This window comes from Pseudomonas sp. GW823-FHT02C05, from assembly GCF_058797595.1.
In genome coordinates this window covers 287,047-302,019 of sequence record NZ_JBXAJU010000006.1, presented here as the reverse complement: position 1 = coordinate 302,019, position 14,973 = coordinate 287,047, and the positions used below count along the sequence as shown (strand labels likewise).

Genomic DNA, 14,973 nt, shown 5'->3' with positions numbered 1-14,973 from the left:
CGGCCAGCGTAAGGGCAGCTGGATCTGGCGCAGGGCTCACGGGCCCTTTCGCCGGCAAGCCGGCTCCTACGAGGGTGGGCGTGGATTGTCTGGAAGGGCGCCTGCTGCTTGTGTAGGAGCTGGCTTGCCAGCGAAGAGGCCGCTGGATGTGGCTCAGGGCTTCGGGCCCTTTCGCCGGCAGCCGGCTCCTACGGGGGGAGGTCAGTGCCGGATGAGCTTGTTGCGCAGGGCCTGGGCGGCCTGGGGTTCCAGCTCCAGCCACAGGTGCTGGGTGCCGCCGATGTCGGCGGCCGCCGGCAGGCCGTCGCGGAACACCAGGCGGTTGCCGCTCAGGGCCGGGACCTTGGGCCCGGGCAGCAGGGTCCCGGCAAGGTTCAGCGGGTCGACGCCGCACACCGCGATCAGGCTGCCGTCATGGGGCCGGCGGCGCACTTCGCGCAGTAGCGGGATGGCTTCCGGCAGGGCGAACTGCTCGCCGGCCAGGCCGCTGACGAAGCGCCCGCCGCGGATTTCTCCGCGGGCTTCCAGGCGATGGAATGTACGCAGCAAATCGCGCCAGTTGGGCAGCCAGTCGGCCTCGCGCTCCAGCAGGCGCCAGAACACCACGCCATAGCGGCGTAGCAGGGTCATGGCCACGTGCTCCAGGGTGGCGGCGCTATCCTCGCTGGCGGCGCGGCGCAACAAGGCCCAGCGCCCCGCGTCGTCCATTCCTCCGACGAAGGCGCCGCGACCCCGTCGGCTGCTGCGGTTCTGGCGCTTGCTGGCCGGGGTGATCAGGGCCCGCAGCCCGGCGAAGCTGTCGGCGTTCACCCATCCGGCGCCTACCAGTTCCTGCAGCACGGTTTCCAGTTCGCTGCGCAGCAGGTGGGCTTCCTGCAGCAGTTCATCGAAAAACAGTGCGCCCAGCTGGCTCAGTACGGCGTGAACCTTCTGCGCCTTGGGTGACAGGTCACTGCTGTCGATGGGGCAGGTCAGGGCGTTCCAGAGCGCCACGCGGGCCCGGGGCAGCAACACGATGGGAGTGCTGCGCAGGGCGCTGGCGGCGATCTTGCCGCTGCTGTTGATCCGGCTCCAGACCACCTTGCCGCTGCGGCACAGGTCATCCAGCCAACTGGCGGAGTAATCCTTCAGGCGCGCCGGCAGCAGGTCGCTGTCCCAGGCCGAGGCCGCTGCGGGGTAGCCTTCGAACTGCGCGACCACCTCGGCCAGCATGGCGCTGCCCTGGCCCTGGGTACCCGGCGACAGGTGCTGCCAGTCGAACAGAAAGCGCATGAAATCCTGCAAGGCCACCGGTTCGATTTCCCGGCGCAGGCGCTTCACCGTGTAGCGGTGGATCCGCGCCAGCAGGTGACGTTCGCACCATTGTTCTTCATCGCCGCCAGGGCTGAAGCGCCCCCGCAGCACATAACCTTCGCTCTCCAGCTGGATCAGCGCCTGGTGGATGCTGGAAGCGGGCAGGCCCAGGGGCGCGGCGATCTGCGCCAGGGTCAGGGGAGCGAAGCCGCTGAGGCGGGCGCGAATCAGCTCCACCAGGGCCGGCTGTGCCTCCCAGGCCTGGTCGAAACCGGGCACCGGTTGCAGCGCGGGTTGCAAGGCGGCCTGAGGGTACAGCGCCCGCAGACAGCAGATGCGCTCCAGGGCCAGCCACAAGCCGCCGCCCGGGCCGGCCTGCAAGCGGCAGGCGCGGCCCTGGCTGGAAAGGGCTTGCAGCCACTCGGGCCAGTGGAGGTTGGCCTGGGCCTCGGCTTCGCTGATACAGGCCAGGCTCATCAGCGCTTCGTGCATTTCATCGGCACTGGCCGGGGCTGGCCAGGCTTCGGCGGCCACCGCGGCAATCGCTTCGGCATCCAGGGCGCCCAGGTCGTCGGTGGCTTGCGGGTCGCTCCAGCGCCGGGCCAGCACCGCCTGGGTACGGCGTTCCTCCAGGGGCGCGTCATCGAGAAAGGTGTAGGGCTTGGCGCTGAGGATTTCCGCCGCCAGGGGCGAGGGCGCCGGCAGTTCGCGGCTGAGCAGGCGCACCTGGCCCTGTTCCATGCGCCGCAGCAGGTTCAACCAGCCTTCGCTGTCCATGGCTTCGTGCAGGCAGTCGTCGAGGGTCTGCTCCACCAGCGGATGGTCGGGAATCTCGCGCTCGCCGGCCAGGTTTTCCAGGCAGGCGATCTGGTCGGGAAACACGCTGGCGATCAGGTCTTCGCTTTTCATGCGCTGGATCTGCGGCGGCACTTTGCGCCCGCCGCTGTAGCGCGGCAGGGCTAGCGCCACTCCGGCGTTCCAGCGCCAGCGCACGCCGAACAGCGGTGCGTCCAGCAGCGCCTGGACCAGGATGTGTTCGGCGCTGTTGCTGTGCAGGTAACGCCAGACCTCGTCCAGGGCGAAGCTGTGGCTGGTGGACAGGGAAAGGACGATCGCGTCCTCGCTGGCGGCAGCCTGCAATTCGAAATTGAAGGTGCGGCAGAAGCGCTTGCGCAGGGCCAGGCCCCAGGCGCGGTTGATGCGGCTGCCGAAGGGACTGTGGATCACCAGTTGGGTGCCGCCGGACTCGTCGAAGAAGCGCTCCATGATCAGCGTGTCCTGGGACGGCAGCGCGCCCAGAGCCAGGCGCGCCGGTGCCAGGTAATCCACCAGTTGCTCGGCGCTGGCCAGGTTCAGGCCCAGTTCGTGGTGCAACCAGTGGATGGCCGCTTGCAACTGGCCGGGCGTGGCGCCGAGCAACTCGTCGAGTTGGGCCAGCAGGCGCGCCACGGCACTGGAGAGTTCGGCGCTGCGCCCGGGGGCTTCGCCGAGCCAGAAGGGAATGTTCGGCGGCTGGCCCTGGGCATCCTCGACCCGCACCTTGCCGGTTTCCACCCGCAGGATACGGTAGGAGGTGTTGCCCAGCTGGAACACGTCGCCGGCAATGCTTTCCACGGCGAAGTCTTCGTTGACGCTGCCAATGTTCAGCCCCTGGGGCTCCAGTAGCACGCTGTAGTCGGCGTTGTCGGGGATGGTCCCGCCGCTGGTCAGCGCGGTCAGTTGGGCGCCTCGGCGCCCGCGCAGGGTGCGGGCCAGGGCGTCGCGGTGCAGGTAGGCGCTGCGCAGGCCCTGGCGCCCGTTGAAGCCCTCGGCGAGCATCTGCAACAGCGCCTGGTAGTGGGCCTGATCCAGGTCGGCGTAGGGCGCGGCCTGGCGCAGCATGTCCAGCAGCGCGGCTTCCGACCACTCCTGGCAGCTGACTTCAGCGACGATTTGCTGGGCCAGCACATCCAGGGGGGCATGGGGAATCAGTAGAGTGTCCAGTTCGCCCCGGCGCACGCAGTCGAGCAGGGCGGCGCATTCGATCAGGTCGTCGCGGGTCAGGGCGAACAACCGGCCCTTGGGCGTGCCGCCCACCTGGTGACCGGAGCGGCCGACCCGCTGCAGAAAGGCCGAGATCGAGCGCGGCGAGCCGATCTGGCACACCAGGTCGACATCACCGATATCGATCCCCAGCTCCAGGGAAGCGGTAGCGATCAGCACTTGCAGGTCGCCGGCCTTGAGCCGCTGCTCGGCTTCCAGGCGCTGCTCCTTGGCCAGGCTGCCGTGGTGCGCGGCCACCGCCTGCTTGCCCAGGCGCTCGCTGAGGTGGCGGGCCAGGCGCTCGGCCAGGCGCCGGGTGTTGACGAATATCAGCGTGGTGCGGTGTTCCCTGGCCAGGTTGGCGAGGCGCTCGTACACCAGCTCCCAGACGTCATTGGCCATGACCGCCGACAGCGGCACCGGCGGCACTTCGATGTCCAGGTCCCGGGGCCGGGCGTGGCCGATATCGACGATTTCGCAAGGGCGGCCGTGGCCCACCAGAAAGCGCGACACGGCTTCGATGGGCTTCTGCGTGGCGGATAGGCCGATGCGCAGCAAGGGTTCGGCGCACAAGGCCTGCAAGCGTTCCAGGCTCAGGGCCAGGTGGCTGCCGCGCTTGCTGCCGGCCAGGGCGTGGATTTCGTCGACGATCACGCTGCGGGTGCTGGCCAGCATCCTGCGGCCGGAATCCGAGCCCAGCAGCACGTAGAGGGATTCCGGGGTGGTGACGAGGATCTGCGGCGCGCTCTTGCGCATGGCGTTGCGGTCTTTCTGCGGGGTATCGCCGGTGCGCACCGCGGTGCTGATGGACAGTTCCGGCAGGCCCATGCGGCGCAGTTGCTCGGTGATGCCCGCCAGTGGCTGCTGCAGGTTGATCTGAATGTCATTGCTCAAGGCCTTGAGTGGCGACACATACACCACCAGGGTGGCGTCCGGCAGCTGGCCACCGCCGGCCAGCCCCTGGCGCACCAGGTCATCGATCACCGCGAGAAAGGCGGTCAGGGTCTTGCCGGAGCCGGTGGGCGCGGCGATCAGGGTCGAGCGGCGCTGGGCGATCAGCGGCCAGGCGCGGGCCTGGGCCGGGGTCACAGCGGCAAAGGTATGCTTGAACCAGGCGCTGACAGCGGGGTGGAAGCCGTCCAGCACCGGATTCACGGATTGGGCAAGGTTCATGGATGGATTTATGCGGCCGCACCCGGCAACTTGCAAGCACCGTTGATTCCATGGGGGCCTCGACACTTTCTGAGTGACGCTTGCGCCACAAACCCGCAAAATGCAACGATTCCGGCAATTATCGACGGCCAGCCCCACGAGACTGGCCGACTCCAACCATCGTTCTGAACAGACTGGGCCTGCTGACTCTATGCGAATGCGCCTTATGTTACTGGGCGGCGGAAATGCCCTTGGGCAGGCGCTGATTCGCCTGGGTGCGGAGGAAGACATCGGTTTCCTCGCCCCCCGTCCGCCGCAAGACGGCTGGGATGCCGCGAGCCTTACGCAACTGCTCGACGACACCCGCCCGGATGCCTTGATCAACCTGGCTTACTACTTCGACTGGTTTCAGGCGGAGAGCGTGAGCGAGGCGCGCTTGAGCGGCCAGGAACGGGCGGTCGAGCGCCTGGCAGAGCTTTGCCAGCATCACAACATCATCCTCCTGCAACCTTCGAGCTACCGGGTGTTCGACGGCTCCCGGGCGACTGCCTACAGCGAAAAGGACGAGCCGGTGCCCCTGGGCCTGCGCGGCCAGGCTCTGTGGCGTATCGAGCAAAGCGTTCGCGCCACCTGCCCGCAGCACGTGCTGCTGCGTTTCGGCTGGCTGCTGGATGACAGCCCGGACGGTATTCTCGGGCGTTTCCTGGCCCGGGCCGAATCCCCGGACGAACTGTTGATGGCCGACGACCGGCGGGGTAATCCGACCCCGGTGGACGATGCCGCGCGGGTGATCATCTCGGTGCTCAAGCAGCTCGATTGCGCCGCGCCGCTTTGGGGCACTTACCACTACGCCGGCCAGGAAGCGACCACGCCCCTGGCCCTGGGGCAGGCGGTGCTGACCGAAGCCCGGCAATTGCACCCGCTGGCCATCGAGGCGCCGACCGCCCAGGCCCATGCCGCCAGCGCCGATGCCGCCGAGGAACCGCAGCACGCAGTACTGGCCTGCAAGAAAATCCTTCATACCTTCGGGATCAAGCCGCGCGCCTGGCGTGCCGCGCTCCCGGCTTTACTGGATAGGTTTTATCGTCATGGCTGAAGGCCTCGTATTGATCACCGGCGGTGCCGGTTTCATTGGCTCGCACCTGGCCGATGCCCTGCTCGCCAAGGGCTACGCGGTGCGGGTGCTGGACGACTTGTCCACCGGTAAACCGAGCAACCTGCCGCTGGCTGATCCGCGGGTCGAGCTGATCGAGGGCAATGTGGCCGATGCGTCGCTGGTCAGCCAGGCCATGCAAGGCTGCTGCGCTGTGGCGCACCTGGCAGCGGTGGCTTCGGTGCAGGCCTCGGTGGACGACCCGGTGCAGACCCACCAGAGCAATTTCATCGGTACCCTGAATGTCTGTGAGGCCATGCGTGAGCACGGCGTCAAGCGAGTGCTGTTCGCTTCCAGCGCTGCGGTGTATGGCAACAACGGGGAAGGCCAGTCCATCGACGAGGACACGGCCAAGGCGCCGCTGACCCCTTATGCCTCGGACAAGCTGGCCAGCGAGTACTACCTGGATTTCTACCGGCGCCAGCACGGGCTGGAACCGGCGATCTTTCGCTTCTTCAACATCTTCGGCCCGCGCCAGGATCCCTCTTCGCCCTATTCCGGGGTGATCAGCATCTTCAGCGAACGGGCCCAGCAAGGCTTGCCGATCACCGTGTTCGGCGATGGCGAGCAGACCCGGGATTTCGTCTACGTCGGCGATCTGGTTCAGGTGCTGGTGCAGGCCATCGAGGCGCCGCAGTTGGAAGTGGGAGCGGTCAACGTTGGCTTGAACCAGGCCACGACCCTCAAGCAGATGCTCGCGGCCCTGGCCGAGGTGGTGGGTGCCTTGCCACCCATCAGCTACGGCCCGGCTCGGGCGGGCGATATCCGCCATTCGCGGGCTGGCAACCAGCGGCTGCTGCAGCGCTTCAAGTTCCCCGAACCGACCCCGATGAGCGTCGGCCTCGCCCGCCTGATGGGGCGCTGAGGGAAAACACGCACATGAAAAAGGCGCCTTGCAAGGCGCCTTTTTTATTGCTGGCGGGTTTAGAACTTGTAACCCAGGCCCACCATGTAGACCCATGGGTCGACGTCCACATTGACCTTGGCACGAGTGCCGGCGGCCAGGGCGTTGTTGTCCACGTAGGCGCGGGTATCGATGTCGATGTAGCGTGCCTGGGCGTTGATCATGATGTTGTCGGTCAGCATGTAGTCGGCACCGATCTGCCAGGCCAGGCCCCAGGAGTTCTTGGCGCGGAAGTTGTCGAAACCTTCGGACTGGGCGCGGCTGCCGACGTGCTCGTCGTAGATCCAGGTGTAGTTGATACCGGCACCGACGTAGGGTTGGAACACCGACTTGTGGTCCAGCGGGTAGTACACCACGCTCAGGGTCGGTGGCAGGTGCTTGAGAGTACCCAGCTTGCCGTTGGCCGGAGCCAGGGACGTGTTGCGGATCTTCACGTCGTGTTCGAACGGGGTGGCGGCCAGCAACTCGATACCGATGTTGTTGGTCAGCATGTAGGCGAAGTTCAAGCCCAGCTGAGTGTCGCTGTCCATGGTCGCCTTGCCGCCCAGGTTGGCGCCAGCCAGTGGGCCGCTGTCGACCTTGACGTCGGAGCTGTTGGCTTTGGGTTTGACGGTAATCGCACCGGCACGAACGATGATGTCACCAGCTTCGTGGGCGTTGGCAATCGGGGCGGCGAGTGCGAGCGCGATCAGGGAGGCGCTAAGCAGAGACTTGTGCATGGGAGCTCCAAAGGACGATTCAGATTGGCTATGTCCAATGGTAAGGATCGTCAAGTTGACCGCCTTGACTCAGCTCAATGAAATGGCAAACCCCGGTTGGCGGGGTGAACTATTCTTTTGCCCCGCACTCTTTTGACGTTCCCCGGGCGTCGCCCGCCCGCACTCTTTTACTCCGGCAACTCGTAGACGTAGATCTTCTGCGCCGCCATCTGGTAGCCGGCATCCGCCAGCTCGCTGGTGGAGGGCTTGACCTGCATGTCGCCTTCGATCCAGTACGGCTGGTACAGCTCATCGAGTTTCACCCCGACTTCGCTGGTGACGTGGACGATCTGGTTCGACGGCGGTGGCGGTACGTGGATGCAGGCGCCGAAGTAGGGCACCAGCAGGAAGTCTGTGGTGCGTCCTTCCTCGCTCACTTCCAGGGGCACGATGTAGCCGGGCAGGCGCACCGATTGGCCGTCGAGGCTCTTCACCACCGGGGCATTGGGCAGGTCCTGCTTGGCAGCGGGAGCCGATTCGGCGGACAGCGCATCGCTCATCTGCGACAGGTCGTGCAGCGGCTTCATGTTCGGCACTTCCGGCGGCGCGTCCGGCGGGATCATTTCCGACCAGGTCAGGTCCTTCGGAGCCCCCGCCGCCCACAGCGGCGAGCTGAACAGCAGCGACAGGGCAAGCAGAGAGCGCAGCAAGCGTTGGGTCTTCATAAACCAGGGCTCATAAACGAATCGACAGGCCATCGGCCAGGGATTGCCGGTAGGCGCGCCAGGCCGGCACGCTGCCCATCAGCAGCGCGGCGATCAGAATACCGCCCAGCAGCGTCCACTCATACTGGCTGGGCCAGGACAGTGGCAGGTACAGGCCGTAGTTCGACTGCACGTAGCCCTGGGCCAGGGCGATGCCCAGGTACAGCAGGCCAAGCCCGGCCAGCACCCCGAACAGCGCCAGGGCGAAGGCTTCGAAGATCAGCAGGGTCGCAATGTGCCAGGGGCGCGCGCCCACCGAGCGCAGGATGGCCATCTCCCGCCGGCGTTCATTGAGGCTGGTGAGGATCGCCGTGAGCATGCCGATCAGGCCGGTCAGGACCACGAACAGCGACACCACGAACAAGGCTTTCTCGGCGGTGCCCATCAGGCTCCAGAGTTCCTGCAGGGCCACGCCGGGCAGGATCGCCAGCATCGGCTCGCCGCGGAATTCGTTGATCTCCCGTTGCAGGGCGAAGGTCGAGATCTTGCTGTTGAGGCCCAGCATGAAGGCGGTGATGGCCTGTGGCGTCAGGTCCATGTTGCGCGCCTGGTCGGCGCTGATGCGCCCCTCGCCACGGGCCGGCACGCCGTTGTGCCAGTCGATGTGGATCGCCTCCATGCCGCCCAGGCTGATGTGCAGGGTGCGGTCCACCGGGGTGCCGGTGCGCTTGAGAATGCCGACCACGGTGAAGGGCTTGTCGTCGTGCTTGACCAGGCTGATGGCCGCCACGCCATGGGCCAGTACCAGCTTGTCCCCCAGCTTGTAGTGCAAGGCATCGGCGACTTCGGCCCCCAGCACCACTTCGAAGGGGTCGCTGGCGAAGGCCCGGCCCACCGCCAGTTGCAGGTTCTGCTGGTGGCCGTACTGGTAGTGCTGGAAGTAGGCGTCGGTGGTACCCATGACCCGGTAGCCACGGTGGGAGTCACCGAGGGAAATCGGGATCGCCCATTTCACCTTCGGGTTGTTGGCGAAGTGCTCGAAGCTGTCCCAACGGATGTTGTTGGTGGCGTTGCCGATGCGGAACACCGAGTACAGCAGCAGGTTCACCGAGCCGGAGCGGGCGCCGACGATCAGGTCGGTGCCACTGATGGTGCTGGCGAAACTGGCCCGGGCTTCGGTGCGCACCCGCTCCACCGCCAGCAGCAGGCAGACCGAGAGGGCAATGGCGAAGGCCGTGAGGATCGCGGTGAAGCGACGGTTAGCCAGGCTGGCCATGGCTAGACGGAACAGATACATCTCAGACCTCTGCGGGCTTGGCGGCGCGATTGAGTTCGGCCAGCGACAGGTTGCGATCGAACAGCGCTGCCAGGCTCTGGTCGTGGCTGACGAACAGCAGGCTGGCCCCGGCTTCACGGCATTCGGCGAACAGCAATTGGAGGAAGGCTTCCCGTGCGTCGTGGTCCAGCGCCGAAGTCGGTTCGTCGGCAATCACCAGTTCTGGCTGGCCGATCAGCGCCCGGGCCGCAGCGACCCGCTGCTGCTGGCCGATGGATAGCGAATCGGCGCGGCGGCCGAGCAGCTCCGGGTCCTTCAGCCCCAGGTGGGCCAGCAGGGTGGCTGCGGCCTGGTCGACGCTGCCATGGCGCTGTGCAGCGCGGCCGGCCCGTAGCTTGGAGAAGTGGCAGGGCAGCTCGACGTTCTCGCGTACCGAGAGAAACGGCAGCAGGTTGAACTGCTGGAAGATGTAGCCGGTGTGATCGACGCGAAAGCGGTCGCGGGCGCCGGCCGAAAGCTCGGTCAGCTCCTGGCCCAGCAGGCGAATGCTGCCCTGGTTGGGTTTCTGCACGCCGCCCAGCAGGCCCAGCAGGGTGGTCTTGCCGCTGCCGCTGGGGCCCTTGAGGAACAGGGTTTCGCCGGCTTCCAGGCGAAAGTCCGGGATGTCCAGTAACGGTGGATGACCGGGCCAGTTGAAGCCCAGGTTGGACAGTTCGATAAGTGCTTGGGTCATGTCGGGTCGATCATCGGATGAGTGTTGTAGCCGCCGAAGGCAGCGGCTACAGGGTTGTCGCTCAGAACTTCAGGGTTGCCGCCGTGGCGCTGGCTTCGACGCCCTGCTGGCCATTCGGCGAAATGAGTTGTACCTGAATTTTCTGGGTGGCGGGGAAGGTCTTGAAGACCTGCCCCAGATCGAGGGTCTTCAGGGCATCCGGCTTGGCGCAGGTGAACTGGTAGTGGGCGTGGATCTCGCTGTGCTCATGGTGATGCTCGTGGCCAGCGGTGTCCTTGGCATCTTCGTCGTGGTCGTCGTCATCGTGATCATCGGCATCGGGCTTGTCGCCGAACAGCGGGCTCTCCAGCTCCTGCTTGGCTACCACGCACGCCGCTGCCTTGGGCAGGCTGAACAGCACCAGCGGCTGTTCCAGCTGGGTGCGGGCGGCAGCCACCTTGGCCTTGTCGGCGTCGGTGCTCGGAGCGTGTTCGAAGCCCACCAGGTTCATTGCCGGGCTCTCCAGCTCCAGTTCCAGGGTCTGGCCGTCGAGCACTGCGTTTAAACGGCCGACTCCATGTTCGTGGGCGCCGAGGCTGCCATGTTCATGCTCGTGATCATGGGCTTGCGCGGCCTGGGCGGCGGCCAGCGGCAACAGGGCGAACGGCAGGGCGAGTAGCAGACGGCGCATAGCAAGTCTCCGGAGCGAAGATGAAATAAATGTTATGTGATCTTATAACAATCGGCCACTGAGTTTGACCGTCAGCTTGGCGTTGCGCAAGACGCGTGGGAGCATGCTCGTCAGAAAAATTCAGGAGCACAGCAATGTTGCGGATTCGTGGAAGCATCGGCGACTGGCCGGTGGATTTGACCCTGGAACTGGACGAAGGCGACTGGGCGCAACTGGGTGCGCAGTTGCAGGCGGCCAAGCCTGAGAGCGTCGCGGTGGCGGCGAAGCCGGCCAGCCAGGACGATGCCCTGTGGCAGACCACCAAGGAGTTGCTGCGCAAGGCCGGGCAGCTCAGCGGGCCGGAGTTGCTGGCGCAACTGGAAGGGCTGGCCGGTAGCGCGGCGGCAGGCAAGCGCTTGTTGGTGCGCTTGCGCCACTGCGCCGAGGTCAAGGTGGTGAGCGGCGCCGATACGCCGATCTACAGCTGGGTGCAATGACCCTGCAGGAGCCCGCTTGCTGGCGAACGCGTTCGGCCTGTCAGAACGCTTTCGCTGGCAAGCCAGCTCCTGCACCAGCCGGCTCAGTACAGGGCGGCGAACAGCTTGCGGCGGTAGGCGGTCACCAGCGGGTGGTCGTTGCCCAGCAGGTCGAAGACTTGCAGCAGGGTCTTGTGGGCGATGCCTTCGTTGTAGCTGCGGTTGCGCATGAACAGCTTGAGCAGGGCTTCCAGCGCCGCTTCATATTGCTGGCGCGCCAGTTGCTGGATCGCCAGTTGGTACAGCGCTTCATCGTCCTGCGGGTCCTTGGCCAGGCGCGCCTTGAGCTCGGCGGCGTCCGGCAGGTCCGCGGCCTGCTTGAGGAAGGTGATCTGCGCCTTGGCTCCGGCCAGGGCCGCCTTGTGCTCATCGCTCTTGACCGCGTCGAGCACGGTCTGGGCTTCACCCAGCTCGCCACGCTCGGCCAGGCAGCGGGCGTAGAGGATCAGCGCCTTGGCGTTGCTGTTGTCTTCGCCCAGCAGCACCTTGAGCAGGGCCTCGGCATCGCCGATACGCCCTTCGGCAAACAGGGCTTCGGCCTGTTCCAGCGGATCGGCGGCCGGCGGTGGCGGCATCTGCACATGGGGTTCGAGCATGGCCCGCACCGCGGATTCCGGTTGCGCACCGGCAAAGCCGTCTACGGGCTGGCCGTCCTTGAACAGCACCACGGTGGGCAGGCTGCGGATGCCGAAGCGGGCGACGATGTCCTGCTCGATGTCGCAGTTGACCTTGGCCAGCAGCAGTTCGCCCTGATAGCTCTCGGCAATTTGCTGCAGCATCGGCATCAGCGCCTTGCAGGGCGCACACCACTCGGCCCAGAAGTCCACCAGGACCGGCTTGTGAAAGGAATTCTCGATCACCGACTGGTCGAAATCAGCGGTGCGGGCGTCGAAGATGTAGGGCGTTTCCTGACTCATGGGGTATCTCGAATAAGCGGGAATGGAACCACTATAAAGGCTGGTCGGGAGGCTGAAAATCGCTATCGCCGCTGTGCGTGATAGAGGCTCACGTTGCGAAATTCCCAGGGTTCGGCCAGGTCGGGCAGGGTGAGGGCATTGAGCATTTCCAGGCGCTGATAGAGCGGGTGCTGGAAGTCCCGTACGCGGGAATCCGCCACCAGGGCCTGGCGGCCACGGCTGAGGAACTGGTCCAGCAGCGGCAGGTTGGCCCGGTCGTAGAGCACGTCCGCCACCAGGATCAGGTCGAAGCGGTCGGCCTCGGCGAAGAAATCCATGGAATAGCTCAGCTCGACGCCATTGAGTCGGGCATTCGCCCGGCAGGCGGCAATGGCCAGCGGGTCAAGGTCACAGGCCACCACTTCCCGGGCCCCGGCCTTGGCCGCGGCAATCGCCGCCACGCCGGAACCGGCACCGAAATCCAGCACCCGCTTGCCCGCGACCCAATGCGGCTGCTCGGCCAGGTAGCGCGCCAGGGCCAGGCCGCTGGCCCAGCAGAAGCTCCAGTAGGGCGGCTCGTGGAGGATGCGCCGGGTTTCTTCCGGGGTGAAGGCGCGGTCCATGTTGTCGGCGTCGATCAGCCAGAGCTTCAGTGTGGTATCGGGCAGCTCGCAGGCTACCAGTCGCGCGTCCCCCAGCAGTTCGCTGAGGGCAGCTTGCAGGTCGAGCGGGACATTCATGGGGCTTTGACAAATTGCAGTTGGCCCAGGGCCTGGCTGGTGGGTTGGTCGATGCGTTGGGCCGGCAGGTGCAGGATCAATTGGCCGGACTGGCTGGCGCGGCCGCGCAGTTCGACCCGGGCTCCGGCCGGAAAGGCTTCGGTGGCAAAGCGCAGGCGGAACGGCAGGGCCTGGCTGGTGCCGCTCAGGTTGCTGCTGGCCAGCAGGCGTTGCGGACGGCCGCGCTCATCGATCACCAGCAGGGCCAGCTCGACATCGGCGCCGGCCGGTACGCCCTCGAGGGTGCCACTCAACTCGCGCTGGTAGGCCGGCAAGGGGCCTGGATCGGCCGGTTCCTGATTTTTTTTCACCGCCTGCTGCTGTGAAGTGGAGGGGGCCGCGGTTTTTGGCGCATCGCTGCTGCAAGCGACCAACAGGCTGACAAGACTGAGCAGAACGAGCGGTCTGAGCGGCATCTGAAGCTCCAACAAGGCGAATTTCCGTGTGCGAAACATAATAGTCGGTCTGTATACCGTAAAGGCTATGGCTTGTCTTGCCAGTGGGATGCGCTACCATGGCCCTCCCTTTTTTTGTTGCCTGCCACCATGCACTGTCCCTTCTGCGGTGCCAACGACACCAAGGTCATCGACTCGCGTCTGGTCGCCGAGGGCGAACAGGTGCGCCGCCGGCGTGAATGCCTGGCCTGTGGTGAACGTTTCACCACCTTCGAAACCGCCGAACTGGTGATGCCGCGCCTGATCAAGACTGACGGCAGCCGTCAGCCCTTCGACGAAGAAAAACTGCGCGCCGGTATGCAGCGCGCCCTGGAAAAACGCCCGGTGAGTGTCGAGCGTCTGGAGGCGGCGCTGGTGCACATCAAGCACAAGCTGCGGGCCACCGGCGAGCGCGAGGTCAAGTCGCTGGTCGTGGGTGAGCTGGTGATGACCGAGCTGCAGAAGCTCGATGAAGTCGCCTACATCCGCTTCGCCTCGGTCTATCGCCGTTTCCAGGACCTCAACGAATTCCGCGAAGAGATCGACCGTCTCGCCCGTGAGCCGGCCAAGCAATGAGCCAGCCTGCCGAGCAAGCGGTCCTCGACGCCCACTACATGGCCCGTGCTCTGGAACTGGCGCGCAAGGGCCGCTACTCCACCCATCCCAACCCGCGTGTCGGCTGCGTCATCGTGCGCGACGGCCAGGTGGTGGGCGAGGGCTGGCACGTGCGGGCCGGCGAGCCCCATGCCGAGGTGCATGCCCTGCGCGCGGCCGGTGAACTGGCCCGTGGCGCCACCGCCTATGTGACCCTCGAACCCTGCAGCCATCACGGGCGTACGCCGCCCTGCGCCGACGCCCTGGTGAATGCCGGTGTGGCACGGGTGGTCGCGGCCATGCAGGACCCCAACCCGGAAGTGGCCGGCCGTGGCTTGCAGCGCCTGGCCCAGGCCGGCATCGACACCCATGGCGGTGTGCTGGAAGGCGAGGCGCGGGCGATCAATAAAGGCTTTCTGAAACGCATGGAGCACGGCTTGCCTTATGTGCGGGTCAAGCTGGCCATGAGCCTGGATGGCCGCACCGCCATGGCCAGTGGCGAGAGCCAGTGGATCACTGGCCCTGCGGCGCGCTCTGCAGTGCAGCGCCTGCGGGCCGAGTCCAGCGTGGTACTGACCGGCGCCGACACGGTGCTGGCGGACGACGCGCGGCTGACCGTGCGCGCCGCCGAACTGGGCCTGGATGCCGAGCAGACCGCCCTGGCCATGAGCCGGCCGCCGCTGCGGGTGCTGATCGACGGCCGCCTGCGGGTGCCTCTGGATGCGCCATTCTTCAAGGCAGGCCCAGCGTTGGTTGCCACTTGTGCGGCGGTGGAAGAGCAATACGCCAACGGCCCGGAATGCCTGATTGTTCCCGGCCCCGATGGCCAGGTGGATCTGCGTCGCCTGCTGTTGGAGCTGGCGGCCCGTGGGGTCAACGAAGTGCTGGTGGAAGCCGGCCCACGCCTGGCCGGGGCCTTTGCCCAGCAGGGCCTGGTGGACGAGTACCAGATATTCGTCGCCGGCAAGTTCCTCGGCTCCTCTGCGCGGCCGTTGCTGGACTGGCCGCTGGCGCAGATGAGCCAGGCGCCATTGCTGAAGATCATAGAAATGCGTGCGGTGGGCGATGACTGGCGAGTCACTGCCATCCCGGCCCCGCCAGCGAGCGTATAATTCCCGACTTTCGCCTACCCGGCGGCCCTGTTCTCGAG

The 14,973-nt window shown here is 66.1% G+C and carries 14 protein-coding genes; 5 read left to right on the top strand and 9 right to left on the bottom strand.

What is annotated here, in order from left to right; genetic code table 11:
* Window positions 1-201: 201 nt before the first annotated feature.
* Window positions 202-4,488 carry a DEAD/DEAH box helicase gene (locus AC1RGE_RS29750; RefSeq protein ID WP_174395171.1) on the bottom strand — a complete coding sequence of 1,429 codons (4,287 nt, stop codon included), beginning with the start codon at window positions 4,486-4,488 and terminating at the stop codon, window positions 202-204.
* Window positions 4,489-4,678: 190 nt separating this feature from the next.
* Between AC1RGE_RS29750 and AC1RGE_RS29745 the strand changes: the two genes are divergently transcribed.
* Both AC1RGE_RS29745 and AC1RGE_RS29740 read left to right on the top strand, forming a co-directional pair.
* Window positions 4,679-5,563: a sugar nucleotide-binding protein gene (locus AC1RGE_RS29745; RefSeq protein WP_036995925.1), complete on the top strand. Its 885-nt coding sequence runs from the start codon at window positions 4,679-4,681 to the stop codon at window positions 5,561-5,563.
* On the top strand, window positions 5,556-6,485 hold the full coding sequence (locus AC1RGE_RS29740; RefSeq protein ID WP_041752620.1) for an NAD-dependent epimerase/dehydratase family protein: 930 nt from the start codon (window positions 5,556-5,558) through the stop codon (window positions 6,483-6,485). Before AC1RGE_RS29745 ends, AC1RGE_RS29740 begins: the two co-directional genes overlap by 8 nt.
* A 59-nt stretch (window positions 6,486-6,544) precedes the next feature.
* Here the strand turns inward: AC1RGE_RS29740 and AC1RGE_RS29735 are convergent, their stop codons facing one another.
* The 5 genes from AC1RGE_RS29735 to AC1RGE_RS29715 all read right to left on the bottom strand — a co-directional run bounded on the left by AC1RGE_RS29735 (window position 6,545) and on the right by AC1RGE_RS29715 (window position 10,605).
* Complete coding sequence (locus tag AC1RGE_RS29735) at window positions 6,545-7,243, bottom strand: OmpW/AlkL family protein (protein WP_011063748.1); 699 nt, start codon at window positions 7,241-7,243, stop codon at window positions 6,545-6,547.
* A 167-nt stretch (window positions 7,244-7,410) separates the two neighbouring features.
* On the bottom strand, window positions 7,411-7,932 hold the full coding sequence (locus AC1RGE_RS29730) for a DUF3299 domain-containing protein (RefSeq protein WP_026019988.1): 522 nt from the start codon (window positions 7,930-7,932) through the stop codon (window positions 7,411-7,413).
* Between the two features lie 25 nt (window positions 7,933-7,957).
* The gene (locus tag AC1RGE_RS29725) at window positions 7,958-9,223 is read right to left on the bottom strand and encodes an ABC transporter permease (RefSeq protein WP_492585533.1); all 1,266 of its coding nucleotides are present in this window, start codon (window positions 9,221-9,223) and stop codon (window positions 7,958-7,960) included.
* A 1-nt stretch (window position 9,224) separates the two neighbouring features.
* Complete coding sequence (locus tag AC1RGE_RS29720; protein ID WP_492585532.1) at window positions 9,225-9,935, bottom strand: ABC transporter ATP-binding protein; 711 nt, start codon at window positions 9,933-9,935, stop codon at window positions 9,225-9,227.
* A 61-nt stretch (window positions 9,936-9,996) separates the two neighbouring features.
* Window positions 9,997-10,605: a DUF2796 domain-containing protein gene (locus AC1RGE_RS29715; protein WP_011063744.1), complete on the bottom strand. Its 609-nt coding sequence runs from the start codon at window positions 10,603-10,605 to the stop codon at window positions 9,997-9,999.
* 134 nt (window positions 10,606-10,739) lie between these two features.
* On the opposite strand from AC1RGE_RS29715, the gene AC1RGE_RS29710 reads away from it, so the two are divergent.
* Window positions 10,740-11,081: a hypothetical protein gene (locus tag AC1RGE_RS29710; RefSeq protein ID WP_145714323.1), complete on the top strand. Its 342-nt coding sequence runs from the start codon at window positions 10,740-10,742 to the stop codon at window positions 11,079-11,081.
* A gap of 83 nt (window positions 11,082-11,164) precedes the next feature.
* Here the strand turns inward: AC1RGE_RS29710 and trxA are convergent, their stop codons facing one another.
* From trxA to AC1RGE_RS29695, 3 genes are all read right to left on the bottom strand, one after another.
* Complete coding sequence (trxA, locus tag AC1RGE_RS29705) at window positions 11,165-12,037, bottom strand: thioredoxin (RefSeq protein WP_011063742.1); 873 nt, start codon at window positions 12,035-12,037, stop codon at window positions 11,165-11,167.
* 62 nt (window positions 12,038-12,099) lie between these two features.
* Complete coding sequence (locus AC1RGE_RS29700) at window positions 12,100-12,756, bottom strand: class I SAM-dependent methyltransferase (protein ID WP_053154128.1); 657 nt, start codon at window positions 12,754-12,756, stop codon at window positions 12,100-12,102.
* Window positions 12,753-13,211 carry a hypothetical protein gene (locus AC1RGE_RS29695; protein WP_011063740.1) on the bottom strand — a complete coding sequence of 153 codons (459 nt, stop codon included), beginning with the start codon at window positions 13,209-13,211 and terminating at the stop codon, window positions 12,753-12,755. The genes AC1RGE_RS29700 and AC1RGE_RS29695 overlap by 4 nt, the downstream gene beginning before the upstream one ends.
* A gap of 129 nt (window positions 13,212-13,340) precedes the next feature.
* Here AC1RGE_RS29695 and nrdR point away from each other — a divergent pair, with 129 nt between their 5' ends.
* Both nrdR and ribD read left to right on the top strand, forming a co-directional pair.
* Window positions 13,341-13,805, top strand: a complete 465-nt coding sequence (nrdR, locus tag AC1RGE_RS29690; protein ID WP_019095943.1) for a transcriptional regulator NrdR — start codon at window positions 13,341-13,343, stop codon at window positions 13,803-13,805.
* Entirely contained in the window at window positions 13,802-14,935 is a 1,134-nt protein-coding gene (gene ribD / locus AC1RGE_RS29685; protein WP_072444894.1) for a bifunctional diaminohydroxyphosphoribosylaminopyrimidine deaminase/5-amino-6-(5-phosphoribosylamino)uracil reductase RibD, read from the top strand. The genes nrdR and ribD overlap by 4 nt, the downstream gene beginning before the upstream one ends.
* The last annotated feature ends 38 nt before the right edge of the window (window positions 14,936-14,973 follow it).

What these genes read in the sequence shown, in the direction of transcription:
- AC1RGE_RS29750 (WP_174395171.1), bottom strand. Translation starts at nt 4,488, where the DNA reads ATGAACCTTGCCCAATCCGTGAATCCGGTGCTGGACGGCTTCCACCCC.
- AC1RGE_RS29745 (WP_036995925.1), top strand. Translation starts at nt 4,679, where the DNA reads ATGCGAATGCGCCTTATGTTACTGGGCGGCGGAAATGCCCTTGGGCAG.
- AC1RGE_RS29740 (WP_041752620.1), top strand. Translation starts at nt 5,556, where the DNA reads ATGGCTGAAGGCCTCGTATTGATCACCGGCGGTGCCGGTTTCATTGGC.
- AC1RGE_RS29735 (WP_011063748.1), bottom strand. Translation starts at nt 7,243, where the DNA reads ATGCACAAGTCTCTGCTTAGCGCCTCCCTGATCGCGCTCGCACTCGCC.
- AC1RGE_RS29725 (WP_492585533.1), bottom strand. Translation starts at nt 9,223, where the DNA reads ATGTATCTGTTCCGTCTAGCCATGGCCAGCCTGGCTAACCGTCGCTTC.
- AC1RGE_RS29720 (WP_492585532.1), bottom strand. Translation starts at nt 9,935, where the DNA reads ATGACCCAAGCACTTATCGAACTGTCCAACCTGGGCTTCAACTGGCCC.
- AC1RGE_RS29715 (WP_011063744.1), bottom strand. Translation starts at nt 10,605, where the DNA reads ATGCGCCGTCTGCTACTCGCCCTGCCGTTCGCCCTGTTGCCGCTGGCC.
- AC1RGE_RS29710 (WP_145714323.1), top strand. Translation starts at nt 10,740, where the DNA reads ATGTTGCGGATTCGTGGAAGCATCGGCGACTGGCCGGTGGATTTGACC.
- trxA (WP_011063742.1), bottom strand. Translation starts at nt 12,037, where the DNA reads ATGAGTCAGGAAACGCCCTACATCTTCGACGCCCGCACCGCTGATTTC.
- AC1RGE_RS29700 (WP_053154128.1), bottom strand. Translation starts at nt 12,756, where the DNA reads ATGAATGTCCCGCTCGACCTGCAAGCTGCCCTCAGCGAACTGCTGGGG.
- AC1RGE_RS29695 (WP_011063740.1), bottom strand. Translation starts at nt 13,211, where the DNA reads ATGCCGCTCAGACCGCTCGTTCTGCTCAGTCTTGTCAGCCTGTTGGTC.
- nrdR (WP_019095943.1), top strand. Translation starts at nt 13,341, where the DNA reads ATGCACTGTCCCTTCTGCGGTGCCAACGACACCAAGGTCATCGACTCG.
- ribD (WP_072444894.1), top strand. Translation starts at nt 13,802, where the DNA reads ATGAGCCAGCCTGCCGAGCAAGCGGTCCTCGACGCCCACTACATGGCC.